The sequence below is a fragment of the Rhizobium sp. Root708 genome (genome assembly GCF_001429725.1).
In the GTDB taxonomy this organism is placed as follows: domain Bacteria; phylum Pseudomonadota; class Alphaproteobacteria; order Rhizobiales; family Rhizobiaceae; genus Rhizobium.
Window position 1 is genome coordinate 310,819 of record NZ_LMHV01000012.1, and the last position, 23,880, is coordinate 334,698.

22 protein-coding genes, 2 tRNA genes and 1 riboswitch are annotated in these 23,880 nt (G+C 60.1%); of the genes, 14 read left to right on the top strand and 10 right to left on the bottom strand.

Going from position 1 to position 23,880, the window contains the following annotated elements:
* Positions 1 to 100 precede the first annotated feature (100 nt).
* Positions 101 to 1,066 (top strand): flagellin N-terminal helical domain-containing protein, encoded by a 966-nt coding sequence (locus tag ASE04_RS11940; RefSeq protein ID WP_056817124.1) that lies wholly within the window; start codon positions 101 to 103, stop codon positions 1,064 to 1,066.
* A gap of 83 nt (positions 1,067 to 1,149) precedes the next feature.
* Here ASE04_RS11940 and ASE04_RS11945 read toward each other — a convergent pair.
* Positions 1,150 to 1,225 (bottom strand) — tRNA-Thr (locus ASE04_RS11945).
* Between the two features lie 127 nt (positions 1,226 to 1,352).
* The gene (locus ASE04_RS11950; RefSeq protein WP_056817128.1) at positions 1,353 to 2,312 is read right to left on the bottom strand and encodes an NAD(P)H-dependent flavin oxidoreductase; all 960 of its coding nucleotides are present in this window, start codon (positions 2,310 to 2,312) and stop codon (positions 1,353 to 1,355) included.
* 256 nt (positions 2,313 to 2,568) lie between these two features.
* On the opposite strand from ASE04_RS11950, the gene ASE04_RS11960 reads away from it, so the two are divergent.
* Positions 2,569 to 3,759: a hypothetical protein gene (locus ASE04_RS11960; RefSeq protein ID WP_056817134.1), complete on the top strand. Its 1,191-nt coding sequence runs from the start codon at positions 2,569 to 2,571 to the stop codon at positions 3,757 to 3,759.
* On the opposite strand, the gene ppk2 is transcribed toward ASE04_RS11960, so the two are convergent.
* The gene (ppk2, locus tag ASE04_RS11965) at positions 3,760 to 4,641 is read right to left on the bottom strand and encodes a polyphosphate kinase 2 (RefSeq protein WP_056817137.1); all 882 of its coding nucleotides are present in this window, start codon (positions 4,639 to 4,641) and stop codon (positions 3,760 to 3,762) included.
* Positions 4,642 to 4,861: 220 nt separating this feature from the next.
* Between ppk2 and phoR the strand changes: the two genes are divergently transcribed.
* From phoR to phoB, 7 genes are all read left to right on the top strand, one after another.
* The gene (phoR, locus tag ASE04_RS11970) at positions 4,862 to 6,088 is read left to right on the top strand and encodes a phosphate regulon sensor histidine kinase PhoR (RefSeq protein WP_443216858.1); all 1,227 of its coding nucleotides are present in this window, start codon (positions 4,862 to 4,864) and stop codon (positions 6,086 to 6,088) included.
* Positions 6,089 to 6,288: 200 nt separating this feature from the next.
* Positions 6,289 to 7,323 carry a substrate-binding domain-containing protein gene (locus ASE04_RS11975; RefSeq protein WP_056817139.1) on the top strand — a complete coding sequence of 345 codons (1,035 nt, stop codon included), beginning with the start codon at positions 6,289 to 6,291 and terminating at the stop codon, positions 7,321 to 7,323.
* A gap of 149 nt (positions 7,324 to 7,472) precedes the next feature.
* Positions 7,473 to 8,954 (top strand): phosphate ABC transporter permease subunit PstC, encoded by a 1,482-nt coding sequence (pstC, locus tag ASE04_RS11980; protein ID WP_056817141.1) that lies wholly within the window; start codon positions 7,473 to 7,475, stop codon positions 8,952 to 8,954.
* Positions 8,951 to 10,270 carry a phosphate ABC transporter permease PstA gene (gene pstA, locus ASE04_RS11985; protein ID WP_056817142.1) on the top strand — a complete coding sequence of 440 codons (1,320 nt, stop codon included), beginning with the start codon at positions 8,951 to 8,953 and terminating at the stop codon, positions 10,268 to 10,270. Before pstC ends, pstA begins: the two co-directional genes overlap by 4 nt.
* A gap of 14 nt (positions 10,271 to 10,284) precedes the next feature.
* Positions 10,285 to 11,100 carry a phosphate ABC transporter ATP-binding protein PstB gene (pstB, locus tag ASE04_RS11990; RefSeq protein WP_056817144.1) on the top strand — a complete coding sequence of 272 codons (816 nt, stop codon included), beginning with the start codon at positions 10,285 to 10,287 and terminating at the stop codon, positions 11,098 to 11,100.
* Between the two features lie 42 nt (positions 11,101 to 11,142).
* Complete coding sequence (gene phoU, locus ASE04_RS11995; RefSeq protein WP_056817146.1) at positions 11,143 to 11,856, top strand: phosphate signaling complex protein PhoU; 714 nt, start codon at positions 11,143 to 11,145, stop codon at positions 11,854 to 11,856.
* Between the two features lie 35 nt (positions 11,857 to 11,891).
* On the top strand, positions 11,892 to 12,575 hold the full coding sequence (phoB, locus tag ASE04_RS12000) for a phosphate regulon transcriptional regulator PhoB (protein ID WP_056817148.1): 684 nt from the start codon (positions 11,892 to 11,894) through the stop codon (positions 12,573 to 12,575).
* Between the two features lie 62 nt (positions 12,576 to 12,637).
* Here the strand turns inward: phoB and ASE04_RS12005 are convergent, their stop codons facing one another.
* Both ASE04_RS12005 and ASE04_RS12010 read right to left on the bottom strand, forming a co-directional pair.
* A complete protein-coding gene (locus tag ASE04_RS12005; RefSeq protein WP_056817151.1) occupies positions 12,638 to 13,288 on the bottom strand; it encodes an aspartate/glutamate racemase family protein in 651 nt (216 codons plus the stop codon).
* A gap of 145 nt (positions 13,289 to 13,433) precedes the next feature.
* Positions 13,434 to 13,967 carry a GcrA family cell cycle regulator gene (locus ASE04_RS12010; protein ID WP_056817154.1) on the bottom strand — a complete coding sequence of 178 codons (534 nt, stop codon included), beginning with the start codon at positions 13,965 to 13,967 and terminating at the stop codon, positions 13,434 to 13,436.
* A 430-nt stretch (positions 13,968 to 14,397) separates the two neighbouring features.
* On the opposite strand from ASE04_RS12010, the gene ASE04_RS12015 reads away from it, so the two are divergent.
* From ASE04_RS12015 to ASE04_RS12025, 3 genes are all read left to right on the top strand, one after another.
* The gene (locus ASE04_RS12015; RefSeq protein ID WP_056817157.1) at positions 14,398 to 15,591 is read left to right on the top strand and encodes an aspartate aminotransferase family protein; all 1,194 of its coding nucleotides are present in this window, start codon (positions 14,398 to 14,400) and stop codon (positions 15,589 to 15,591) included.
* A 45-nt stretch (positions 15,592 to 15,636) separates the two neighbouring features.
* On the top strand, positions 15,637 to 16,554 hold the full coding sequence (gene argF, locus ASE04_RS12020) for an ornithine carbamoyltransferase (RefSeq protein ID WP_056817160.1): 918 nt from the start codon (positions 15,637 to 15,639) through the stop codon (positions 16,552 to 16,554).
* Between the two features lie 93 nt (positions 16,555 to 16,647).
* Positions 16,648 to 17,643, top strand: a complete 996-nt coding sequence (locus tag ASE04_RS12025; protein ID WP_056817168.1) for an Hsp33 family molecular chaperone — start codon at positions 16,648 to 16,650, stop codon at positions 17,641 to 17,643.
* On the opposite strand, the gene apaG is transcribed toward ASE04_RS12025, so the two are convergent.
* Positions 17,644 to 18,036 carry a Co2+/Mg2+ efflux protein ApaG gene (gene apaG, locus ASE04_RS12030; protein ID WP_056817175.1) on the bottom strand — a complete coding sequence of 131 codons (393 nt, stop codon included), beginning with the start codon at positions 18,034 to 18,036 and terminating at the stop codon, positions 17,644 to 17,646.
* Between the two features lie 186 nt (positions 18,037 to 18,222).
* A complete protein-coding gene (locus ASE04_RS12035) occupies positions 18,223 to 19,407 on the bottom strand; it encodes an O-succinylhomoserine sulfhydrylase (RefSeq protein ID WP_056817185.1) in 1,185 nt (394 codons plus the stop codon).
* A gap of 43 nt (positions 19,408 to 19,450) precedes the next feature.
* Positions 19,451 to 19,529, bottom strand: a riboswitch (SAM riboswitch).
* Positions 19,530 to 19,602: 73 nt separating this feature from the next.
* Here ASE04_RS12035 and ASE04_RS12040 point away from each other — a divergent pair.
* Positions 19,603 to 20,697 (top strand): 2'-deoxycytidine 5'-triphosphate deaminase, encoded by a 1,095-nt coding sequence (locus ASE04_RS12040; RefSeq protein ID WP_056817191.1) that lies wholly within the window; start codon positions 19,603 to 19,605, stop codon positions 20,695 to 20,697.
* Positions 20,698 to 20,751: 54 nt separating this feature from the next.
* Positions 20,752 to 20,825 (top strand) — tRNA-Gly (locus ASE04_RS12045).
* A 51-nt stretch (positions 20,826 to 20,876) separates the two neighbouring features.
* Here the strand turns inward: ASE04_RS12045 and ASE04_RS12050 are convergent.
* The 3 genes from ASE04_RS12050 to ASE04_RS12065 all read right to left on the bottom strand — a co-directional run bounded on the left by ASE04_RS12050 (position 20,877) and on the right by ASE04_RS12065 (position 23,283).
* Positions 20,877 to 22,025 carry a hypothetical protein gene (locus ASE04_RS12050; RefSeq protein WP_056817194.1) on the bottom strand — a complete coding sequence of 383 codons (1,149 nt, stop codon included), beginning with the start codon at positions 22,023 to 22,025 and terminating at the stop codon, positions 20,877 to 20,879.
* Positions 22,015 to 22,230: a hypothetical protein gene (locus ASE04_RS12055; protein WP_056817197.1), complete on the bottom strand. Its 216-nt coding sequence runs from the start codon at positions 22,228 to 22,230 to the stop codon at positions 22,015 to 22,017. Before ASE04_RS12055 ends, ASE04_RS12050 begins: the two co-directional genes overlap by 11 nt.
* Before the next feature lie 693 nt (positions 22,231 to 22,923).
* Positions 22,924 to 23,283 carry a hypothetical protein gene (locus ASE04_RS12065; protein ID WP_156408761.1) on the bottom strand — a complete coding sequence of 120 codons (360 nt, stop codon included), beginning with the start codon at positions 23,281 to 23,283 and terminating at the stop codon, positions 22,924 to 22,926.
* Positions 23,284 to 23,880: the final 597 nt, after the last annotated feature.

The window sequence follows — 23,880 nt, forward strand, 5'->3', positions numbered from 1 at the left end:
CTTTGTTAACCAAGGCTTTTCTATTTTGACAGCTATAGGCTGCATGAGGCGCCGAAGTTCTCGCCACGAATAAATCTCCGGTTTTATCTTCAGGATCTTCATGACTTCCATAGTCACGAACACGTCTGCAGCGAACGCGCTTCAGACGCTTCGATCGCTCAACTCTGGACTGCATCAGACGCAGGGCCGGGTATCGTCAGGCCTCCGCGTCGAACGCGCCGCCGACAACGCCGCCTATTGGTCGATCGCAACGACGATGCGTTCCGACAACAAGGCCCTTTCGGCGGTCAGCGATGCCTTGGGGCTTGGTGCGGCAACGGTGGATACCGCCTATTCGGCGATGTCGCAGGCAATTGACGTGATGTCCGAGATCAAGGCTAGGTTCGTTGCCGCGACAGAGGCGGGCGTCGACAAGACGAAGATCAACGAGGAGCTCGATCAGCTGAAGGCGCAACTGCGCAGCACCGCGGAATCGGCGTCCTTTTCCGGCCAGAACTGGCTCTACATGAATTCGCCTGAAGACAACGTCGATCGGTCGGTCACCTCGGGCTTCACCCGCGACGCGGACGGCAGCGTGTCGCTCCAGAGCCTGACCTACAGCCTCTATTCCGATTGGGATACGCCGGACGTCTCGTTCCTGGTCGATGATGAAAGCGGCGATGCCGGCATTGTTACCAACTCCGCCTATGCCGACAGTCTGGGGACCGCCAGTGACTGGGTGCTGTTTAACGGAGAGCGCCATCAGGTCCACCGCGAGATGGTTCTGACGGATGCGACGACGACCGACGAGATCCAGGAGATGCTGCAGGTAACGGAGACGATGACAGCAAAGATGACCGAGGTCGGTTCCCGCCTGGGCTCGCTCTCGAAAGGCATTGCGATGCAACAGGCCTTCGCATCCAATCTTCGGGATTCGATTTCATCCGGCATCGGACGTCTCGTTGATGCCGATATGGAAACAGAATCCAGCAAGCTGGCCGCACTTCAGACTCAACAGCAGCTCGCAACCCAATCGCTATCGATCGCAAACCGTGCGCCGCAGAACATTCTCAGCCTTTTTCAATAGGGAATGATTTCAGGCTGAAGTATGCGGATTCACGAAATCCGAACTGACCTCGAGCTATTTTTGGGATGACCTGAGAGAAAGAATGGTGCCGCTTGCAGGACTCGAACCTGCGACCCCATCATTACGAATGATGTGCTCTACCACCTGAGCTAAAGCGGCAACTTGCGAGAGGAACTATCCGGCCCGCGATTTGCATGGCGCTGATACAGGCATTGTTTGCAGATTTCAAGCGCCCTGTCGCGTCTTTGGAAAAAAAGAGTGATGCTGTGGAGAGCAGCGCTCGTTCTCAGGCCAAGAGACGCGCACGGGCGCCATTATACTCCGTCTTGAGGCGATCGACGAGGGCGGCGACGGGTTCGACGGCCTTGATGGCGGAGATGCCTTGGCCGCTGCCCCAGATGTCCTTCCAGGCTTTCGCGCCGCCGACGGCCTGCTCGAAGTTCATTTTCGAAGGGTCGGCGGCGGGCAGGTTATCAGGATCGAGGCCGACTGCCGTGATCGAGGGCTTGAGGTAATTGCCATGCACTCCGGTAAAATAGTTGGAATAGACGACGTCACCGGCCGCGCCTTCGACGATCGCCTGCTTGTAAGCCTCGGATGCACGCGCTTCGGTGGTGGCGATGAAGGGAGTGCCGATATAGGCCATGTCGGCACCCATTGCCTGCGCCGCGAGGATCGCACCGCCATTGGCGATCGCGCCCGCGAGCAGCAACGGCCCGTCGAACCACTCGCGAATTTCCTGCACCAGGGCAAACGGCGACAGCGTTCCGGCATGGCCGCCAGCACCGGCCGCGACGGCGATCAATCCGTCGGCACCCTTGCGAATGGCCGAGTTGGCATGGCGGTTGTTGATGACATCGTGAAGAACGATACCGCCGTAGGAATGCACCGCAGCATTCACCTCGGGGACCGCGCCGAGCGACGAAATCACGATCGGTACCTTGTATTTCACACAGAGGCCGAGATCATGTTCCAGCCGCTTGTTGGACATGTGGACGATCTGGTTGACCGCAAAGGGCGCGGCCGGTCGGTCGGGGTGTGTCGCATTGTGGGCGGCAAGGTCTTCCGTGATCATGGCCAGCCACTCGTCGAGTTGGCTCTCCGGCCGTGCGTTGAGGGCCGGGAAGGAGCCGACGACGCCGGCCTTGCACTGCGCGAGCGTCAGGGCGGGATGCGAAATGATGAACAGCGGCGATGCCACCGCAGGCAGCCGGAGGTTTTCAGTCAAAATCGGGGGAAGGGCCATATGTCACCGCTGCTGATTGACGTTTACGAAAACGTCAATTTTCTAGCAGAGACTTTCGCAAGTGGGAAGGTGGTCTATCGGTTCTCGGAATATCGTCTATTGTTGACGTTGCCGGGGCGAAGACCCTGCGTCATGCTGTTATCCCCTGCCGACGCGACAACGAGTGCCCTGCCGGACTTGCGGTTTGCGCAAACAGCAGTTACCGCATTTATGAATTGTTAAGCATGATGCCCAGTCTCAGAGTAAAGGACCGGACGTGAGCGGATTAGAAACGGCTATCAGAACGGCGCTCAGCAACGCCGATCGCGACAATCCCGAAGTCCGAGCAAAGATCTATCAATCAGCCCGCCAGGCATTGGAAGCCGGTCTGCGCAAGCAGGACGTCACCGACGCCGACGCTGTCGCTCATCATCGCCACAGGCTCGAGACCACCATCCACATGATCGAGGCGGAGGAGCGCGAACGGCTGCATCCGCGCCAGGGGCCGCCGGAAGTGGCGGTTCCGCCTGTCGTCGATGTCCCGCGCGCCACCACGCATCGCCCTGCGGAAGGCGCTGCCGATAGCCTGTCGATCGGCGGCCAGACGCGCGCCCATACGGTCGCCGACCCACGCTTCGACGATGACTCCAGCCTTGCCGGTATCCATGCTGAGGATGCCGATCATCTCGGAACCGCGCCCGCGCCAGTTGCGGCCGAGACCATGACCGCAGAAAAGCCGGCGACGAACATGGATTTCCGGCCGGAGCGGGCAGCCGCCCGCCGCAAGCCGCGCAAGTTCTTTTCCAGGCTGCTGGTCTGGTGCGTGTTGCTCGCCTTCATCGGCATAGGTGCATGGTGGGCGCATACGTCTGGCCTGTTGATGACGTCGGCCGAGCGTGACACCAGTGTCGCCAACCCGCCCCCGAGCACCGAGCCTGAAGACTTCAACGGCAACGAAAATGCCGAAAACGGCGGTGCCACCGGCGAGGCGCCTACGATCGATCCGCAAAACTCCTTCTCCTCTGCATGGATCGAGGTGTTCAAGCCATCCGACGCGGACAAGATCGTCCCCGGCGCGCAGGCGAAGACGCAGAACGTCGCGGAGAATGATGGTCCCGCCGTCCGCCTGATCTCGCAAAGCGGCGACACCGCCGGCAATGTCGGCATAAGTGTTCCGGCCGATGTATTGCAACAGCTGGCCGGCAAGTCCTCCACGGTCGCGATCACGCTTCAGTCCACCACGGACGAGCCGACGCAGGTCACCGTCGAATGCGACTTCCAGTCGCTCGGCGACTGCGCGCGCCATCGCTTCACGGTCACGCGCGAAAAATCGGATGTGCTGCTGCAGGTGCGTTTCGATCGCTCGCTGGCGCCGAGTTCCGCCGGAAAGCTGATGATCAACAGCGATCTCGACGGAAAGGCCCGCGGCATCAACCTCTACGCAGTGCGGATTCTGCCGGGGCAGTGATCACTTCAGGAAGCCCGGCCCCGAGCCGATGATCTTGTCGTCGAGCTTGCCGATGGCATCCTTGTCCTTGCCGTCGTAGTCCATCGATTTCAGCATGTGACGGATCAGGTTCAGCCGGGCGCGGCGCTTGTCGTTCGCGTGGATCACGGTCCACGGCGCGAATTCGGTGTGCGTCTGCTTCAGCATCCGGTCGCGCTTCTCGCTGTAATCGCCCCATTTGGTCAGCGCGGCGATGTCCATCGACGAGAGCTTCCAGACCTTCAGCGGATCATGCCGGCGGTCGTGGAACCGCTTCAGCTGCATCTCGCGGCCGATATCCAGATAGAACTTGAAGAAGAAGATGCCTTCGTGAGCCAGCACTTTCTCAAGTTGCGGCACCTGCTCCAGAAAGTCCTCGTATTGCTTCGGCGTGCAAAAGCCCATGACTGGTTCGACACCGGCGCGGTTGTACCAGGATCGGTCGAAGAGCACGAATTCGCCTGACGTGGGAAACTGGGCGATGTAGCGCTGGAAGTACCATTGGCCAAGTTCGCGCTCGGTCGGCTTCGACAGCGCCACGACGCGCGCGAGGCGCGGGTTCATGTGCGCCGAGGAGGCGGAAATCGCGCCGCCCTTGCCGGCGGCGTCGCGTCCCTCAAAGACCGCCATGACGCGCTTGCCGGTCGCCTGCAGCCAGAACTGAACTTTCACGAGCTCCACCTGCAGCTTCTGAAGCTCCTCCAGATACTCCTCTTCCTTCAGTTTTTTGTTGTAGGGGAAATCGCCGGACTGGAAGGCGTTCTCATCGATCCAGTCGGGCAGGACAGGATCGTCGACATCGAAGATGCGCTTCTTGCCGCGAATATCCAATTCGACGGCTCTGCTTTCGACATCATCGGCCATGGTGCACCTCCGCTAAACTCTTTTCGACAGGCGAACATATTTTCCGTTGAAAATCAAATGCCTTGCCCATTGGCAAAAAACTTAGGGAGAAGTGAGGGGTCATGGCGGCATGTGAAAATTTCTGTCATGAATCAGGTCTATCAGGCACAATCTGGTCTAATGAAGAACGCATCGGCGTCGCGAGGGGCAGTTGGAAGACGAAATACCATGGGCACGCAGGTTGATTGTACGCATACGCGATGCCCGCCTCTCACTGCTGGTAGCCCTGTTTATAGCGCTTCTCGCGCTTGCAGCCGACGTTAATCAATGGGCCGTGCTTGGATTGCTGGCGGCGATGGTCGTTGCGATCCTCGCGTCAATGAGGCCTTCAGTCAGGCCGTCGCCTCCGGTTCCCGAAGTTATCTTCGAAGAACCTGCCGAGCGCAGCCTGTTGCCTGAAGTTTCCGCGACGCTCTCGGCCCTCGATATACCGGTCATGGTGCTATCGGGTGATGCGTCGGTGCTCTTTCAGAACCCCGCGGCCGAGAAGGCTTTCGGAGAGGTCGCGCGTGGCGCGCATCTGTCGTCGCGCCTGCGATCGCCGGGCATTCTCGACATGGTGGGCGAAACGATCGCCACCAACGCGCCGAACCAGATCGAGCACTCCGAACGGCTTCCCTCGGAACGCGTCTACATAGTCCGCAGTTCGCCGGTGAAGCTGCCGACGAATGGCAATGGCGAACGCCTTTTCATGCTGGCATTTCGGGATATTTCCGAGGTTCGCCGGATCGACCGTATGCGGTCGGATTTCGTTGCCAACGCAAGTCACGAACTGCGCACGCCCCTCGCGTCGCTGCGCGGGTTCATCGAGACAATTCAGGGGCCCGCCAAGAACGACCTGAAAGCGCAGGAACGCTTTCTCGGCATCATGTTCGATCAGACGACGCGCATGAGCCGTCTGGTGGACGATCTCCTGTCCTTGTCTAGGCTCGAGCTGAAATCGCATATCGCGCCGGATCAGAAGGTCGATCTCGTTCCGCTTCTCGGGCATGTCAGGGATTCACTGCTGCCGCTTGCCAAGGATGTCGGCGTCGAGATTGCGCTGCATCTGCCGGAGGGCAAGGCGGAGGTCTTGGGCGACCGCGACGAGCTCGTGCAGGTCTTCGAGAACCTGATGGAGAATGCCTGCAAGTATGGCCAGGAAGGAAAGTCGGTCGATGTCTTCCTGAAGAACGGCCCGGGCGAGCCGGTGGAGGTTTCGGTGGTCGACAAGGGGCCGGGCATTCCGGCCGAACATGTGCCGCGTCTGACCGAGCGTTTCTACCGCGTCAGCATCGAGGATAGCCGCTCGAAAAAGGGAACCGGCCTTGGCCTCGCCATCGTCAAGCACATTCTCACGCGCCACCGCGCCCGACTGATCGTGAAGTCCGAAGTGGGCAAGGGAACGAGCTTTACCGTGCGTTTTTGACATATAGCGGCGCACCTGCTGTAATCGGCTGTAATTTTTGCATTATAAATCAGCTACATAAGCTGTCACAAATGTTTCATCGAACTGACATAAAAGCTCTAGGCAACGGGCGCTAAAGAGAGCGTGCCGCTGATGAAGACGGCGCCGCCAAGGGGCCGCTCAAGGCCACACTCAGACCGCTATATGTCCGGGAGATTGACATGAACGCTTTTAAACTTACGGTCGCCGCACTTGCTGCTTCCGCCGCTTTCGCTGGCGCAGCTGTTGCTCGCGATCAGGTCCAGGTCAGTGGTTCGTCCACCGTTCTGCCTTACGCCAAGATCGTTGCCGAAACGTTCGGCGAAACCTTCAAGGACTTCAAGACGCCGGTCGTCGAATCCGGCGGTACGGGCGCTGGCCTCAAGGAATTCTGCAAGGGCGTTGGCCCTGACACGATCGACGTTGCGAACGCTTCGCGCCCGATCAACGCCAAGGAACTGGAAGCCTGCAAGGCTGCCGGCGTAACCGACATCCAGGAAGTCAAGATCGGCTACGACGGCATCGTCTTCGCAACCGACGCTTCGAACCCTGACGTTGCCTACGTTCCGGCCGACATCTACAAGGCTCTCGCTGCTCAGGTTGTTGTTGACGGCAAGCTCGTCGAAAACCCTTACAAGAAGTGGTCGGAAGTCAACCCGAAGCTCCCGGCTGTTGATATCGCTGCTTACATCCCGGGCGAAAAGCACGGCACCCGCGAAGTCTTCGAACAGAACGTTCTCCAGGCTGGCTGCAAGGCTTCCGGCGCTCTCGACGTCATCAAGGCTTCGATCACTGAAGCTGCCGCCCAGACCAAGGCTTGCGTTGCAGTTCGTAAGGACGGCGCTGCTGTCGACATCGACGGTGACTATCCGGAAACGCTGGCACGCATCGCTGCCAACAAGACCGGCGTTGGCGTCTTCGGCCTGTCCTTCTATGAAAACAACGCCGACAAGCTGAAGGTTGCGACCGTCAACGGTATCGTTCCGTCGACAGAAACCATCTCCAACGGCACGTACCCGGTTTCCCGCCCGCTGTTCTTCTACGTCAAGAAGGCACACCTCGGCGTCATCCCGGGCCTGAAGGAATACGTCAACTTCTTCGTTGCCGACCAGATGATCGGCCCCGAAGGCCCGCTCGCTGAATACGGCCTCGTTGCCGCTCCGGACGCAGAGCGCGAAGAAATCCGCAAGTCTGTCGAAGACGGCAAGACCATGTAATCGACTTTGCCGGCGCGACCTTGGTCGCGCCGGCATTGCCTTGTCGGTGTCTTCGGGCCGGCGAGGCTGACATCTCCATCATTGGAAGCCGGATCGGCCCGCCCGCCGTTTCTGGTTTTTTGGGGCCAAGGGCCTGGGGACCTTAAAGAATGAGTACATCCGTCATACTCTTGTGCCTCGTGGTGCTGGGCGCCGTTGCCTTCGTGGCAGCACGCAGCCGCGCTACGGCACTTGCCGGAGGCAAGTCCTCGGCATTGCATTCCAGACCCGGTTATTATGGTGCCTATGCCGCCATCTGGGCGATCCTGCCGGCACTGATCGTTCTTTTCGCCTGGCTCGCCATTAGCCCGTCGATCATCGAATCCTCCGTCCGCGGTGGGTTCCCGGATGATATCAAGGCTCAGCCTGCCGCCCAGCAGAACCTGAATTACGGCATGGTCAGCGCGATTGCGCGCGGTCTACCGTCGCTGACGCCGGAAGAAATCGGCGCTGGGGTGGGTGATCCCGCTGGTCTGCAGGCGAAGCTTGCGGCGAAGGGCGTCCCGCTCGCCGGCGAACCGCAGCCTTACATGATCGAAGCCGCCCAGAAGCTGAACGCAGAAAGTGGCGCCAGCCGCGCTGTGATGACTGCCGTCATTCTGGCCCTGGCGCTCGCCGGCGGTTTCTATGCTCTGCGCGAGGTCGCACCGCGCTTCCGTGCTCGTAACCGTGTCGAGCGCGTCATGCTCTGGGGTCTGCTCCTGGCATCGTCGATCGCGATCCTCACGACCATCGGCATTGTATTGTCGATGCTGACCGAGGCGGCCCACTTCTTCGCCGCTGTTCCGGCCGCCGATTTCTTCTTCGGCACCGTCTGGGACCCGCGCTTTGCCGGCGCCGGCAGCTCGTCCTTCGGCCAGTTCGGCCTGATCCCGCTGCTGCTCGGCACGCTCTACATCGGCTTTGTGGCCATGCTGGTCGCGGTTCCTGTCGGTCTGTTTGCTGCCGTCTACATGGCTGAATACGCGGCTCCCAAGGTTCGCTCGCTGGCCAAGCCTTTGCTCGAAGTTCTGGCGGGCATCCCGACCATCGTCTACGGCTTCTTCGCGTTGATCACCGTCGGCCCCTTCCTGCGCGACCTTTCCTCGCAGGTGAACGGCCTTCTGACCGGCAACTACACCAACTTCATTCAGGCACAGAGCGTTCTGACCGCCGGTATCGTCATGGGCATCATGCTGATCCCGTACGTTTCGTCGCTCTCCGACGACATCATCACCGCCGTGCCGCGCGCGCTGCGTGACGGTTCGCTCGGCCTCGGGGCAACGCGCTCGGAAACGATCAAAAAGGTGGTCCTGCCCGCAGCGCTTCCCGGCATCGTCGGCGCTCTGCTGATGACCGCCTCGCGCGCCATCGGCGAAACCATGATCGTGGTGCTTGCTGCGGGTGTCGCAGCCCGCATCCAGATCAACCCGTTCGAACCGATGACGACAGTGACTGTCAAGATCGTCAACCAGCTGACGGGTGACCTTGAGTTCACCTCGCCGCAGACGCTGGTGGCCTTCGCGCTTGGCATCACGCTGTTCTTCATCACGCTTTGCCTCAACATCTACGCGCTCTACATCGTGCGCAAATACCGGGAGCAGTACGAATGACGGATATTGTTTCCCCCGCAGGCGTCATCGTCTCCAAGGCGCCCGCCCGCCGCGACATCGGTATCAAGCGTCGTTACGCAGCCGAGCGTCGGTTCCAGGCCTATGGCATCGCCGCCATCTCCTTCGGCCTGATCTTTCTCGCGATCCTGCTGACCACCGTTATCCGCCAGGGCTATACGGCCTTCCAGCAGACGGCGATCACGCTGCCGATCGAGTTCAGCGAAAAGACGCTCGACCCGAACAACAAGCGCGCCACCGATCCATCGGTGCTGGTGGCCGCGAACTATCCGGTCCTGATCCGCGATGCGATGGTCAAGACGCTCGGGCTCAATGCCTCCAGCCGCCCGGACACGCGCGACGCTTCGGCAATGATCTCCAAGGGTGCTCCGATCGTGCTCCGCGACATGGTCGTGGCCGATCCGTCGCTCATCGGCAAGACCGTCAATGTCACGCTTCTCGCGGATGCCAATATCGACTCTGCCAACAAGGGCCAGATCGATCTCAAGGTCGCCGAGAAGAACCGCAAGGTTAACGACAAGCAGGTCGGCTGGATGCAGCAATTGACGGCTAGCGGCGCCCTGCACAAGGACTTCAACACCGGCCTTTTCGTCAACGGCAATTCGAGCCGTCCTGAAGCAGCGGGTCTCGGTGTAGCTCTGATCGGCTCGCTTTATCTGATGCTGATCGTTCTCGCCCTGTCTCTGCCGATCGGCGTTGCCGCTTCGATCTATCTCGAAGAGTTCGCGCCGAAGAACAGGCTGACCGACCTGATCGAGGTCAACATCAACAACCTCGCGGCTGTTCCCTCGATCGTCTATGGTCTGCTCGGTCTCGCTGTCTTCATCAATTTCGCCGGTCTGCCGCGCTCCGCGTCGCTCGTCGGTGGCCTTGTTCTGTCACTGATGACCCTGCCGACCATCATTATCGCGACCCGCGCAGCGTTGCGCGCCGTGCCACCGTCGATCCGCGCTGCGGCGCTTGGTCTCGGCGCATCGAAGATGCAGATGGTGTTCCACCACGTCCTGCCGCTTGCGATGCCCGGTATCCTGACCGGCACGATTATCGGTCTGGCGCACGCGCTCGGCGAAACCGCTCCGTTGCTGTTGATCGGCATGGTCGCCTTCGTCGCCAATGCACCGGCCACCCCAATGGATCCTTCCACGGCTCTGCCGGTGCAGGTCTATATGTGGGCAAACGAAGCCGAACGCGCTTTCGTCGAGCGTACGTCCGGCGCCATCATCGTCCTGCTCCTGTTCCTGATCGTCATGAACCTCGGAGCTATCCTCTTGCGTCGTCGCTTTGAGCGCCGCTGGTAAACGGAGTAGACATTATGAACATGTTGACGGAAGCAGCAGTTGAGAAAGCGGTTGATCAGAAGATGAACACCATTCCTTACAAGATGATCGGCCAGGACGTTTCGGTTTACTACGGCGAAAAGCGCGCGCTCTTCGACGTCAAGCTGAACATTCGCGAAAACACGGTGACGGCGCTTATCGGCCCGTCCGGTTGCGGCAAGTCTACCTTCCTGCGCAGCCTGAACCGTATGAACGACACGATCGACAATTGCCGCGTCACTGGCAAGATCACGCTCGACGGCGATGATATCTACGATCCGGATATCGACGTGGTCGAGCTGCGGGCTCGCGTCGGCATGGTCTTCCAGAAGCCGAACCCGTTCCCGAAGACGATCTACGAGAACGTCGCTTACGGCCCGCGCATCCACGGTCTGGCAAAGAGCAAGGCTGACATGGACCAGATCGTCGAACACAGCCTGCAGCGTGCCGGCCTGTGGAACGAAGTGAAGGATCGCGTGCACGAGTCCGGCACCGGCCTCTCCGGCGGTCAGCAGCAGCGCCTCTGCATTGCTCGCGCCGTCGCCGTCAGCCCTGAAGTCATCCTGATGGACGAGCCGTGCTCGGCTCTCGACCCGATCGCGACGGCGAAGGTGGAAGAGCTGATCCACGAGCTGCGCGAAGCCTATACCATCGTCATCGTGACGCACTCGATGCAGCAGGCGGCCCGCGTTTCGCAGCGCACCGCCATGTTCCACCTCGGCAACCTCGTCGAGGAGAATGATACCGACAAGATGTTCACCAACCCGGATGATCCGCGCACGCAGGATTACATCATGGGCCGCTTCGGTTGATTTCCCGCGTCGGAACCCCACACGATATTCAAGGATAATCCTATGGCATCGACACATATTTTTTCCGCCTACGACGACGACCTGAAGTACCTTTCGCGCCGGATTTCTGAAATGGGCGGCCTGGCCGAACAGATGGTATCGGACGCCGTCCGCGCTCTCGTGAACGGCGACACGGGGCTGGCACAGAAGGTCATCTCCGACGACGTGATTCTCGATCACGCCGAACGCGAAGTCGGCGACAAGGCGATTGTTACGATCGCGCGCCGGCAGCCGATGGCCGCTGACCTCCGCGAGATCATGGGTTCGATCCGCATCGCCGCCGATCTCGAACGCGTCGGCGACCTCGGAAAGAACACAGCCAAGCGCGTGATCGCGGTTCAGAACACCGGCGTGCCGCGCAAGCTCGCCCGTGGCCTTGAGCACCTGTCGGAGCTGGCGCTGGTTCAGCTCAAGGAAGTGCTCGACGTCTACACGAGCCGTGCGGCCGACAAGGCAAAGTCGATCCGTGAGCGCGACGAGGAAATCGACGCGATGTACACCTCGCTTTTCCGCGAGATGCTGACCTACATGATGGAAGATCCGCGCAACATCACCAGCTGCACGCATCTTCTGTTCTGCGCCAAGAACATCGAACGCATCGGCGACCACGCCACCAATATCGCCGAAACGATCTACTACATGGCCACCGGCGCCCAGCCGGAAGGCGAGCGTCCGAAGGACGACACCGCCAACACCGTCGGTGCGGTGACGGAATAAGCGTTCCGGACCACGCCCCCAGGAGACCGAAACGAATGATCCCGAGAATAGCTGTTGTCGAAGACGAAGAAGCACTGAGCGTGCTTCTTCGCTATAACCTTGAGGCTGAAGGCTTCGACGTCGACACGATCTTGCGCGGCGATGAGGCCGAAATCCGCCTACAGGAACGCACACCGGACCTGTTGATCCTCGATTGGATGCTGCCGGGCGTTTCCGGCATCGAGCTGTGCCGTCGTCTGCGCATGCGTCCGGAAACCGAACGTCTGCCGATCATCATGTTGACGGCGCGTGGCGAGGAGAGCGAACGCGTTCGCGGCCTCTCGACCGGCGCCGACGACTATGTCGTGAAGCCGTTCTCGACGCCGGAGCTTGTCGCCCGTGTCAAGGCGATGCTGCGTCGCGCCAAGCCGGAAGTGCTGTCGACCCTGCTGAAGTGCGGCGACATCGAACTCGACCGCGAGACCCATCGTGTCCACCGCAAAAGCCGCGAGGTTCGTCTGGGGCCGACGGAGTTCCGCCTTCTCGAGTTCCTGATGGCGTCGCCGGGGCGTGTCTTCTCGCGCTCGCAGTTGCTCGATGGCGTCTGGGGTCATGACATCTACGTCGACGAGCGCACTGTGGACGTCCATGTCGGTCGTCTGCGCAAGGCGCTGAACTTCTCCAACATGCAGGACGTCATCCGCACCGTACGTGGCGCCGGATACTCGATGGAAGCCTGAGGCTTCCATCCTGCTGCCGGCAAGAACGAGCCGCTGGGGGCTCGTCTTGCGGGTACGCGACCTCAGGCTTCTCGCAAAACCATTTCGACAGCGGCGGCAAGTCCCGCCGCTGGACTGCTCAGGGGCCTCGGGCCGCCTTTCACCAAATCCGCCGCGCCCGCCATCGATGCCTGTGCGAGAGCGACAATCGTGGCTCCCTCGCGGTAAGCGGCATCGGCCGCCTCGGCAATGGCCGATAAATAACCATCGCGATCACCGGTTTTGAACAGATCCCATGCTCCGGGAACGAGGCGAACCTCGAACGGCGTTTGAGTTGCCGCGACTGCCGCAGCGAACAGCCGTGCGGTTGGCTCCAGGGTTGTTTCAACCGCGCAGAGGACGACGATCCTGCCGCCGACCTGAACTGCCTGTTCTGCCAGCGCGGCATCGACGCGAAGGGTAGGGACGGACATCGTGCGCTCAGGTTCGTCGACGGACGGCCCCAGGGTCGAGCATGTCAGGACAACAGCATCTGCCGTCTGCCCAAGCGACCGCAGCACCGAGGCAGTCTCGCGAGCAATATCGTCGGTCAATCCACCAGCCCGCTCGGCACCCGCGAGCAGATCTGCCCGAACCGCATGGGAGAGCACGTCTTTGGAAAGGCCGATCTCTCGGGCTGCGGCCTCGAAGACAGCAATATTGCTATCGGCCGTATGCAGGCAGGCTATTCTCATCGCATTCTCCAGTCCAAGCGGCTCCAAGATTGCACGGCAGACAGCGGTCTGGAAATGCGCGTGCCGACATGAGTATCGGGTATCGCGCCCAATGAAAAACGGGCCCGCGAAGGCCCGTTTTTGTATTCCTTATCCGGCTTCCGGATCAAGCGACCCGGTTGGCGGCCTTCCGGCGCTCGTTGACCGGCTGGTAAGCCATGCGCTGATGGTATGTGCAGTAAGGCGAGGAGTCCGGGGACTCGCAGCCGCAGAAATGAAAGTCGTCCTTGAGCGGATCACCGACCGGCCACTTGCAGGTGCGTTCGGTCAGTTCCGTCAGGCCGAGGCGGCGCGAGATCGGGATGACAACGTTGGAAGCGGGGCGGAAGCGGACTTCCTCGATCGCATTGACGTCGATCTCTTCCTTCAACATCGTTGCGCCTTGCTGGCGGGTAACGGTGCGGGTTGCAACGCGCGATGCATAGTTCGGAGCGCGGGGAGCCGTGGTGGTGCGCTTCGGTGTGCGAGCGGTCGTCGTGGTGCCGCCAGCCTTGGCCCGGCCTGGCAGGCTGAGGCGATGGACCTTGCCGATAACGGCGTTACGACTTACACCGCCAAGTTGTGCTGCGATTTGGCTGGCGCTTAGTCCTTCGGACCATAGCTTTTTCAGCTTTTCAACGCGCTCGTCTGTCCAGTTCATGCCCCTGTCTCCGCCTTGTTAGCGTTGGTGTAGGCAGAATCCTTCACCGTCACCCCGGACGTGTCCGAGGCAAGAAACGCTTGCTCGATTTTTGGTGACTAGTTCCGCCGCATGCAGTCTAGTAATTGAGTTTTAACCTAGTGTGAGGCTGACTCCGTGACAAGAGTCGGTTGAATCGCGGAGAATCGATTTTCCGGTTTTTCCCCAACTTGCTCGTGCGGAGAGTCATTTCTGCAACATTGCTTGTTGATAGCTGGCGTCGCATGAATTGACCGCTTGACGCATGCAGTAAATCCTCAGTTTTGTTGACATCGCAGTGCGAAAAGTAAATAGTGCTGCTCGCCGCCGAAAGGCGGCATTTTTAATTTTCCGGACCTGCTTTTCTTAGCCGGAGTCCGGCTGCTGATGGTCAATGACAGGAGATCGCGCCATGGCTGAAGCCGCGCTATACGATACCTACTCTCGCGCCCCTTTGCGGTTCGAGCGAGGAGAGGGTGTATGGCTGATCACCGAAAACGGCGAGCGATATCTCGATTTCGGAGCGGGCGTGGCGGTCACTTCAGTCGGGCATGGCCACCCGCATGTCGTCGGCGCATTGAAGGAGCAGGCCGACAAGGTCTGGCACCTGTCCAACGTTTATGAAATTCCGGGCCAGGAAGCCTTCGCCAGGCGCCTGACCAACGCAACTTTTGCGGATAAGGTGTTCTTCACCAACTCTGGCGCCGAGGCGCTCGAGTGCGCCATCAAGACGGCTCGTCGTTATCAGTTCTCCAAGGGCCATCCGGAGCGCTTCGGCATCATCACGTTCGAGGGCGCCTTCCACGGCCGCACGCTGGCAACGATCGCCGCCGGTGGCCAGGAAAAGTACCTTGAGGGCTTCGGTCCGAAAACGCCTGGCTTCGATCAGGTCGCCTTCGGTGACATCGATGCCGTGCGCGCCGCCGTGACCGATGAAACCGCCGGTATCCTCATCGAGCCGGTACAGGGCGAAGGCGGTATCCGCCCGGCGACGACCGAATTCATGAAGGCGCTACGCCAGCTGTGCGATGAGCGTGGCCTTCTTCTCATTCTCGACGAAGTCCAGTCCGGTGTCGGCCGCACGGGCAAGCTGTTCGCGCATGAATGGTCCGGCGTCACGCCTGATATCATGGCTGTTGCAAAGGGCATCGGCGGCGGCTTCCCGCTTGGCGCCTGCCTCGCGACCGCGGAAGCGGCCTCCGGCATGAAGGCCGGCACGCATGGCTCCACCTATGGCGGAAATCCGCTGGCAATGGCTGTCGGCAATGCCGTGCTCGACGTGGTGCTCGAAGAGGGCTTCCTTCAGCAGGTCCGCGACGTTTCGCTGGTCTTCCGTCAGGGGCTGGCGTCTCTGAAGGATCGCTATCCCGATGTCATCGAGGATGTCAGAGGCGAAGGTCTGATGCTTGGCGTTAAGGCCGCCGTGCCGTCCGCCGAATTGCTGCAGGCGATGCGGGCAGCTCAACTTCTTGCTATTCCGGCCGGCGACAACGTCATCCGTCTGTTGCCGCCACTCGTCGTCACGCCGGACGAAGCTCGTGAAGGGCTCGCCCGCCTCGAGCGCGCTGCGGAAACCGTGCGCGCATCGGCAAAGAAGACGGCTTGAACGGAAAGGTGATCTGCCGAACGGCAGGCGTAACAGGTACACACAATGGCTTCCCCGAAACACTTCCTCGATCTCTCCGCTGTTGAAGCGTCCGAGCTGCGGCTCATCATGAACGACGCCATCTCCCGCAAGCAGGCCTTCAAGGCCGGGCAGGGGGACAAGCCGCTCGCCGGCAAGATGCTCGCCATGATCTTCGAGAAACCGTCCACCCGCACCCGCGTCTCCTTCGACGTCGGCATGCGCCAGCTTGGCGGCGAGACACTGTTCCTGTCCGGCACCGAAATGCAGCTCGGCCGCGCCGAGACGATTGGCGACACGGCCAAGGTATTGTCTCGCTACGTCGATGCGATCATGATCCGCACGACCGATCATGCCCGCATGCTGGAACTTGCCGAGCATGCGACGGTTCCCGTCATCAATGCGCTGACCGACGATACGCATCCCTGCCAGATCATGGCCGACGTCATGACCTTCGAAGAACATCGCGGCCCGATCAAGGGCAAGACGATCGCCTGGACCGGCGACGGCAACAATGTGCTGCATTCGTTGGTCGAAGGGGCAGCGCGTTTCGGCTACCGGATGAATATGGCAGTGCCTCTTGGTTCCGAGCCGAAGGATCACTATTTGAACTGGGCCCGCAATGAGGGCGCCGAAATCATGCTTTACCATGATGCAGACCGTGCGGTCGCCGGCGTCGATTGCGTGGTGACCGATACCTGGGTTTCCATGAATCAGGAACATCGGGCACGCGGTCACAACGTCTTCCAGCCTTACCAGGTCAATGAGACCCTGATGGCGCAGGCCGGCAAGGATGCATTGTTCATGCATTGCCTGCCGGCTCATCGCGGTGAGGAGGTTACGGACGAGGTGATCGACGGCCCGCAATCCGTGGTCTTCGATGAAGCGGAAAACCGTCTTCATGCGCAGAAGTCGATTCTTGCTTGGTGCCTGGGCGCGATCTGAACCATACTGGACGCCACGTTTGGCCTTGGGGCCCGTTGGCCGCGCGAGCGGATGGATGCTCTATTCCATTCGTTCTCAGACTAGGAGAAGACCATGGCAGAACCTTCAGCCGCGCTCGGCGAGTTCGATTTCGCCGGCGATGATCACGTCGTTCCCTTTCAGGTGGAAGGCCTGGACGTGCGCGGTCGCGCCGTTCAGCTCGGCCCCATGCTGGACGCGATCCTTGAGCGTCACAACTATCCCGCGCCGGTCGCGAGGCTTCTGGCCGAAGTCATCGCCCTTACGGTGCTTCTCGGCACGTCGCTGAAATTCGACGGCAAATTCACGGTTCAGACCAAGGGTGACGGCCCGGTGGATCTGCTCGTCTGCGATTTCACGACGCCCGAGAATGTCCGTGCCTATGCGCGCTTCAACCAGGGTCTTCTCGACGAGGCTGTCGCCGCCGGCCAGATCGAGCCTGAACAGTTGCTCGGCAAGGGCATGCTGGCGTTCACGATCGACCAGGGCAAGTTCAGCCAGCCCTATCAGGGCATCGTTGCGCTCGACGGTGCGACACTCGAGGAAATTGCCGGAACCTACTTCCGCCAGTCGGAGCAGATCCCGACGAGAGTGCGCCTTGCTGCCGCCGAACTGCTCGATCGCGATGAGGACGGCAAGCCGCGTCATCGCTGGCGTGCTGGCGGACTTGTCGCGCAGTTCCTGCCGGAAGCACCGGAACGCATGCGGCAGCAGGATCTTCATGGCGGCGATGGCGATAGCGCTCCGACCCTGCACAAGGAAGACGATTCCTGGTCGGAAGCCCGTTCGCTGGTCGAGACGATCGATGCGGACGAACTGACGGATCCGCTGGTCGGCACTGAGCGACTTCTCTATCGCCTGTTCCACGAGCGCGGCGTGCGGGTTTATGGCGCGAGCGCCGTCTTCGACCGTTGCAGCTGTTCGCGGGAAAAGATCAAGGGCGTATTGAAGGGCTTCTCGGCCGAGGAAATCGATGCAAGCCAGGAAGACGGCAAGATTTCCGTCACCTGCGAATTCTGCTCGACGACCTATCGTTACGAGGTTGAAGAGGTCGCGCAGGCAGCCGAGTGATCAGTTCAGGACTCTGAGCAGCCCTGGCGAATCCAGCGAGAAGGCGGGTATTTCGACATCGAAAAGCTCGCCTTCGTCCGTTTCCATCTGGTAATGGCCGAACATAAGCCCCGACGGCGTGTCGAGCGGGCAACCCGAGGAGTACTCGTAGGTATCTCCCGGTGAAAGCCGTGGCTGTTCGCCGACGACACCGGCGCCGGTAACCTCGTCGACGATGCCGTTCTGATCAGTGATGTTCCAATAGCGGTTCACCAGTCGTACGGTCTTTTCGGAGTTGTTGCTGATGACGATCCGATAACCCCAGACATAACGATCGTCGTCCGGATCGGATTGCTCCTCCAGATAAAAGGGTTCGACGACGACTTCAATGTCTCGTGTCAGGGCGCGGTACATGCCTACACCATAGTCAATATGCGTTACCGGTATCTTATACGACAGCGGATCCGTCAATAAACCGTGAGGCGATCATGCCTTGAATGCCCGCAATGGCAAAAGGTTTCGCGTGTTAAGCCTAATTTCCGCGCTTTTCGCGCGCATATGTAAGCTGCGGCCGATGAAAGCTCGGCCGCAGCGTCTTGATCAGGAATTCACCTTGGCGAGCGCCTGGGCGAAATCTTCGATCAGGTCATCGGTGTCCTCGATGCCCGCTGAAAGGCGCACGGTGCCGCCGGAGATGCCGAGTTCGGCGCGTGCCTCGTCGGTCAGGTTCTTGTGCGTGGTTGTGGCTGGATGCGTGATAAGGCTCTTCGCATCGCCGAGATTGTTGGAGATCTTGACGATCTCAAGCGCGTTCTGCAGCGCGAATGCCGCTTCTTTCCCGCCCTTGAGTTCGATCGCAACAAGCGTCGAGCCGCCCTTCATCTGCCGGGCAACGATATCGGCTTGTGGATGGTCCTTGCGGCCTGGGTAGATGATCTTTGCGACCTTCGGCTGATCGGCGAGGAAGTCCGCGATCTTCGAGGCGTTCTCGGTCTGCTGCTTGACGCGCAGGGGGAGAGTTTCCAGCCCCTTCAGCAATGTCCATGCCGTGAACGGTGACATCGCAGGACCTGTGTGACGATAGTAGTCCTGCAGGTGCTCGGTTACCCATTCCTTGTCGGAAAGGATCACGCCGCCGAGGCTGCGGCCCTGGCCGTCGATATGTTTGGTCGCGGAATAGACGACGATATGGGCACCGAGTTCCAGCGGCTTCTGGAAGATCGGGGTCGCAAAGACGTTGTCGACGACGACCTTGGCGCCGATCTGGTTGGCGAGCTTGGCAACGCCTTCGATATCGACCACTTCAAGTGTCGGATTGGTCGGGCTTTCCAGGAAGAAGACCTTGGTGTTCGGGCGTATCGCCTTTTCCCAGTTTTCCAGATGGCGACCATCGACCAGCGTGCATTCGATGCCGTACCTCGGAGCGAGTGTCTCGACGACCCAGCGGCAGGAGCCGAAGAGCGCGCGTGCGGCGACGATGTGGTCGCCGGCCTTGACCTGGCAGAGGATCGCGGCTGCGACGGCGGCCATGCCGGATGCCGTGGCGCGGGCTTCCTCGGCGCCCTCGAGGGCGCACATGCGCTTCTCGAACATGTCGTTCGTCGGGCTGCCGTAACGGGCGTAGATATAGCCCTCGGTCTCGCCCTTGAAGCGCGCTTCCGCCGCTTCGGCGCTATCGTAGACGAAGCCCTGCGTGAGATAGATCGCCTCGGAGGTCTCGCCGTACTGAGAGCGCAGCGAACCGCCATGGACGAGTTGGGTTGCCGGGCGCCAGGTCTTGCTCATGAATCACCACTTTCAAACACAAAAAAACCGGCCGCAAATGCAGACCGGTTTCAACCCGGTCTATTTAGCCACTTGTTTAACGTGGCTGCAAGCCGACCGGCCAAATCACCACGGGATAAAGCTGCAATACTGCCGTTCCGTGCTTGCGTCAATTCCTCGAGTTTGGTTTTGTCTGCGGCAAAATATGGATGGGGCATGATGGCTCGCGAAACAGGAATATTGGCAGACCGCGCGATCGCCGCGTTGTTTGAAACGGGGCGGCTGATTTCCGAGCGCGATCTCGACAGCGACCAGATCCAGCCGGCGAGCCTCGATCTGCGGCTCGGTGCAAAGGCATTCCGTGTCCGCGCCAGCTTCATGCCGGGCCCGAACAGCCTCGTTTCCGACAAGCTGGACCGCCTCAAGCTGCATGTCGTCGACCTCAGTGAAGGCGCGGTGCTGGAAACCGGCTGCGTCTATATCGTTCCATTGATGGAGCGCCTCGACCTTCCGGCAGATATGTCAGCTTCGGCAAATCCGAAAAGCTCGACCGGCCGTCTCGATATTTTCACCCGCGTCATTACCGACTACGCCCAGGAATTCGACAAGATTCCGGTAGGCTATTCCGGCCCGCTCTATCTCGAAATCTCGCCGCGCACCTTCCCAATCGTCGTGCGTCGCGGCTCGCGCCTGTCGCAAATCCGCTTCCGCGTCGGCCATTCGGTCTTGGGTGACCCGGAATTGCTGGCGCTGCATGATGCCGAGACGCTGGTCGCCAGCAAGCAGCCGAACGTATCGGGCGGTGGAATTGCGCTGTCGATCGACCTCGCCGGCGACAAGGACGGTCTGATCGGCTACCGTGGCAAACACCACACCGCCGTCGTCGACGTCGACAAGAAGGCGCAGCACGACATTTATGATTTCTGGGAGCCGCTCTATAGCCGCGGCCGCAACGAACTGATCCTCGATCCGGACGAGTTCTATATCCTCGTGTCGCGTGAGGCGGTTCACGTGCCGCCGCACTACGCGGCCGAGATGACGCCGTTCGATCCGCTCGTCGGCGAATTCCGCGTACACTATGCCGGCTTCTTCGATCCGGGCTTCGGCCACGCCCCCGCCGGCGGTCGTGGCAGCCGCGCCGTGCTGGAAGTGCGCAGCCACGAGGTGCCGTTCATCCTCGAGGACGGCCAGATCGTCGGTCGCCTGATCTACGAACACATGCTCGAACATCCCACCAGCCTCTACGGCACGGGCCTTGGCTCCAACTATCAGGCGCAGGGCCTGAAACTCTCCAAGCACTTCCGCATCTGACACGACCGCTGCCGCTTGACAGCGGTGGCCATCTGTTGGAAGTCTCCGTCTAGCGCGGGTGTAGCTCAATGGTAGAGCAGCAGCTTCCCAAGCTGACGACGAGGGTTCGATCCCCTTCACCCGCTCCAGCAAATTCAATAACTTAAGTATGTCGGCGTTTCACTCGTTTCACTGCCGTGTCACTTACGCTTTGCGTTGCGTGCTTCGGCAATCTTGCGGCTGGTCTCAAGTCTGTCGCCGCGGCTGTACTTTTTTGTCATCTTCGTCGTCGTGTGGGTGGCGAGATCGCTGGCCATTTCGATAGAGCCCGTTGCTTCCACCGTCTCCGAAACGGCGCCAGCTCGGGTATCCATAGACCAGACATTGTCTGGCACCCCAGCCGCATCGCGAACCGTTCTGAACTTGGTCGCGTAGCGGTTTTCCCAATAGGGTTTCCCGTAATCCTCATCGATCACGAGAGGCCCAATATCGGGCAGTGAGTAGGCCTTTAGAGCCTCGACCACCAACTGATAGCTTTTCAGGTCCCGCGCTACTGGCGCTCCTGTCTTGCTGGTCTTGATGGACAGGATCATGTCTCGCGACAAATCGCGAGGCGCTGTCAGGCCTGTCCATTTGAACGGACCACCTTCTTCCGATGGAGCCCATTCACCTATCACATCGATGCGTCGCAACGCGGTTTCGAATTTGACCGCCTCGACGAACCCAATAGAAGGGCAACCGAGTTCGGCGCTCTTCTTCACGATCGCCAAGCATTGCTCGTAGGTCATGAACACGTCTCGCGGCGCTGGCTGCTCAAACCGCATGTCGGCCAAGATTGCCCTGGCGTCCTTGCATCCTCGCAATCGCTCGCCAGCACCATATGACAGGATCAACCGGAGGAGCTTGATTGCGCCGGTTGCTCGGCGGTGCTTTCCTTTCTTTCTCCACCCATTGAACCACCTGGTGAAGTCAGACGCCCGGAGAGCGTTGATGTCACGGTCGCCCACGTTTTTGTCGAGAATACGCAAGCTCGGTTCGTAGTCCCTGATCCGGGTCGAGTGCTTCACCCCGTGCAAGGTGCTTGTCTTGTCGTGACGGTAGCACTTGATGAGCGAGGAGATGGTGCCGTCGAACACAGGTGCGTTCCCGGCATTCCGAACCTCGGGCCGCAGCTGGGTTGTCAGCCTTTGGCACTCGGCGCAGATCTGCTCCTCGGTGAAGTCGTCGGGCAGGCGTATGATCGAAAGAGCGCTGGATGCGCCTTTCACCGCTCGCTGCGGGTTCCAGTAGTGGACGCGTGTTCCGTCCCTTTTAGCCCGGTACTGGTAACCGGGCCGGTCATTCCTCATCCCAATTTTCCTTTCCATCGGGGGCGTAATTGCCCGATGGCAAGATGCCCAGCGGATTGCCCTCTTCGTCAACCGGTTTCTGCTGATCGGATGGGATGATGGTGACAATCAGGGTTTTCATGTCGATTTGAACGAACGCTTTGGCACGGCCTGCGGCTTTGACCACGCGCTCCATATCGGATTGTCGAAAGGCAACGCGACTCATTCGCCCTCCGCTTCGGCTGAAGATGGGTTGACCTGGTGGTCAGCCGTGTGCGCCGCGATGAGAGCCAACCGAACGATGGACAATCGTATCTGTCGCTGCTCGTCGCTCGATGCTTTGAAGTAATTCTCGGGTACGGGTCGGTCAAAGATATCGTGTGCCGCCAAGACGGCGGCAGTTGTGATTCGAGGTTTGCTCAATGATTTGCCGCCGTCTCTGAGGCCGTTGCGATATCCTGCTTCCCAGCGTCGCTTTGAAGACCCTGCCATTACTGAGAATCCCTCTGGACGGGTGGTGGGATGACCTCGATCGGCGCTGAGCGAGACTTATCTGAGACGCGCTCTATATTAAGATCATCGCCGAAATCTCGGCGGCTGGGAGATAAGTGAGCTCTCGCGATGGCGCGGAGCTGCTCATGCCTAGCATCACCCCTTACGAACCGGATATGTTTGTTTTCTACGACAGCTCGACGCGGAGCGTGATTGTCAGCTTCCGTGGATATCTCACTTTCCTGGGCCGCTTCGTTGACAAATCTGGTGCTTACGAGGCAGCGGAGGACTTCTGTCGGAGGCGCGGCTGGAAAGGATGATAAGAAGCAACTCAGGAGCGGTTTGGTAGGCAAATCCCCGATAGACGTTTGATTACGGCGCGCGGTGGACGATGCTGAGGGAGCGAAGTGAATTAGCGTCGGAGAATTCATTTGCTATCGTCCATGATTGAGCGCAGGTTGAAGTTCTCGGCAGCCATCGAACGGGCGCTGCTGATTGAAGCTGTTAGCTTCGCCCTGACCGAAAGGAGGACAACATGTCTTCCACGATCGACACCACCAATCTCCCTGCCAAAGACCTGAAGATGCTTAACGGGGTCCTTGCTAGCTGCGGCTACAGCGGCAACATATCGGGTAGCCTGACAGGTGAACTGAATGTCGCCTGCAAGTTGATAGTCAGGCTTTTCCACCAGGGCATTCGTGAACCTGCGCACCTGGCTGGCGCTTTGCACCGAAACTTCGGTAAGCCCTTGGCCGCGCTGAACTCGATTCACGTCACGGGCCTGCATCGATATGCAGTCCAAGGCATAACACCGCTGAGGGGACGCCGCGTTCACACAACTCCTCCTTCTGCTGAACACACTCCCATCATTGCGGATCGGTGACTGGGGCCCGGACCCCCCACTCGGGCCCAACGGTCCATTGCTAACCGCGCGACAATCCTCGGATATGTCGGGCGCTGAATGATCAATGCTGTTAGCGGATTGTCTTCCTTCAGGGCCCTTATTCCTGTGTGGGCCTAGGGGCTCATCGCTCACCCCGCGATGAGCCTCTGATGCTTCCGCACCCCTCACATTATGTTGGGGCGCTGGGGTGCCGGTGCGCACTCGACATCACCGGTAGCCTAGACTTTAACGGCGCACACTTGGAGCGGCTTGCCGTCGCTATCGCTTCCGCCCTTGAAGCGGAGCGAATCTCCGGTATGGCGTTTCAAATCCTCGCCGGGGAGTGCCCGGCGAGGTCTGGTATCAGTGAAACGCCGCCTTGAATTTGCTCAGGGTTCTCGAAGCTTCCCAAGCTGACGACGAGGGTTCGATCCCCTTCACCCGCTCCAGTTCTGCCGACTGTCCCCGTTTACCAAATTTCCGCTTTCCGTTTTGCAGCCG

Bases quoted from the DNA above. Each gene is read 5' to 3' on its own strand.
- ASE04_RS12065 (WP_156408761.1), bottom strand. From the start codon at position 23,283: ATGCAGGCCCGTGACGTGAATCGAGTTCAGCGCGGCCAAGGGCTTACC.
- ASE04_RS12055 (WP_056817197.1), bottom strand. From the start codon at position 22,230: ATGAGTCGCGTTGCCTTTCGACAATCCGATATGGAGCGCGTGGTCAAA.
- pstB (WP_056817144.1), top strand. From the start codon at position 10,285: ATGAACATGTTGACGGAAGCAGCAGTTGAGAAAGCGGTTGATCAGAAG.
- pstC (WP_056817141.1), top strand. From the start codon at position 7,473: ATGAGTACATCCGTCATACTCTTGTGCCTCGTGGTGCTGGGCGCCGTT.
- ASE04_RS12015 (WP_056817157.1), top strand. From the start codon at position 14,398: ATGGCTGAAGCCGCGCTATACGATACCTACTCTCGCGCCCCTTTGCGG.
- phoB (WP_056817148.1), top strand. From the start codon at position 11,892: ATGATCCCGAGAATAGCTGTTGTCGAAGACGAAGAAGCACTGAGCGTG.
- ASE04_RS12050 (WP_056817194.1), bottom strand. From the start codon at position 22,025: ATGAGGAATGACCGGCCCGGTTACCAGTACCGGGCTAAAAGGGACGGA.
- ASE04_RS12025 (WP_056817168.1), top strand. From the start codon at position 16,648: ATGGCAGAACCTTCAGCCGCGCTCGGCGAGTTCGATTTCGCCGGCGAT.
- ASE04_RS11940 (WP_056817124.1), top strand. From the start codon at position 101: ATGACTTCCATAGTCACGAACACGTCTGCAGCGAACGCGCTTCAGACG.
- phoU (WP_056817146.1), top strand. From the start codon at position 11,143: ATGGCATCGACACATATTTTTTCCGCCTACGACGACGACCTGAAGTAC.
- ASE04_RS12035 (WP_056817185.1), bottom strand. From the start codon at position 19,407: ATGAGCAAGACCTGGCGCCCGGCAACCCAACTCGTCCATGGCGGTTCG.
- ASE04_RS11975 (WP_056817139.1), top strand. From the start codon at position 6,289: ATGAACGCTTTTAAACTTACGGTCGCCGCACTTGCTGCTTCCGCCGCT.
- ASE04_RS11950 (WP_056817128.1), bottom strand. From the start codon at position 2,312: ATGGCCCTTCCCCCGATTTTGACTGAAAACCTCCGGCTGCCTGCGGTG.
- argF (WP_056817160.1), top strand. From the start codon at position 15,637: ATGGCTTCCCCGAAACACTTCCTCGATCTCTCCGCTGTTGAAGCGTCC.
- apaG (WP_056817175.1), bottom strand. From the start codon at position 18,036: ATGTACCGCGCCCTGACACGAGACATTGAAGTCGTCGTCGAACCCTTT.
- ASE04_RS12010 (WP_056817154.1), bottom strand. From the start codon at position 13,967: ATGAACTGGACAGACGAGCGCGTTGAAAAGCTGAAAAAGCTATGGTCC.
- ASE04_RS12005 (WP_056817151.1), bottom strand. From the start codon at position 13,288: ATGAGAATAGCCTGCCTGCATACGGCCGATAGCAATATTGCTGTCTTC.
- ppk2 (WP_056817137.1), bottom strand. From the start codon at position 4,641: ATGGCCGATGATGTCGAAAGCAGAGCCGTCGAATTGGATATTCGCGGC.
- ASE04_RS12040 (WP_056817191.1), top strand. From the start codon at position 19,603: ATGATGGCTCGCGAAACAGGAATATTGGCAGACCGCGCGATCGCCGCG.
- pstA (WP_056817142.1), top strand. From the start codon at position 8,951: ATGACGGATATTGTTTCCCCCGCAGGCGTCATCGTCTCCAAGGCGCCC.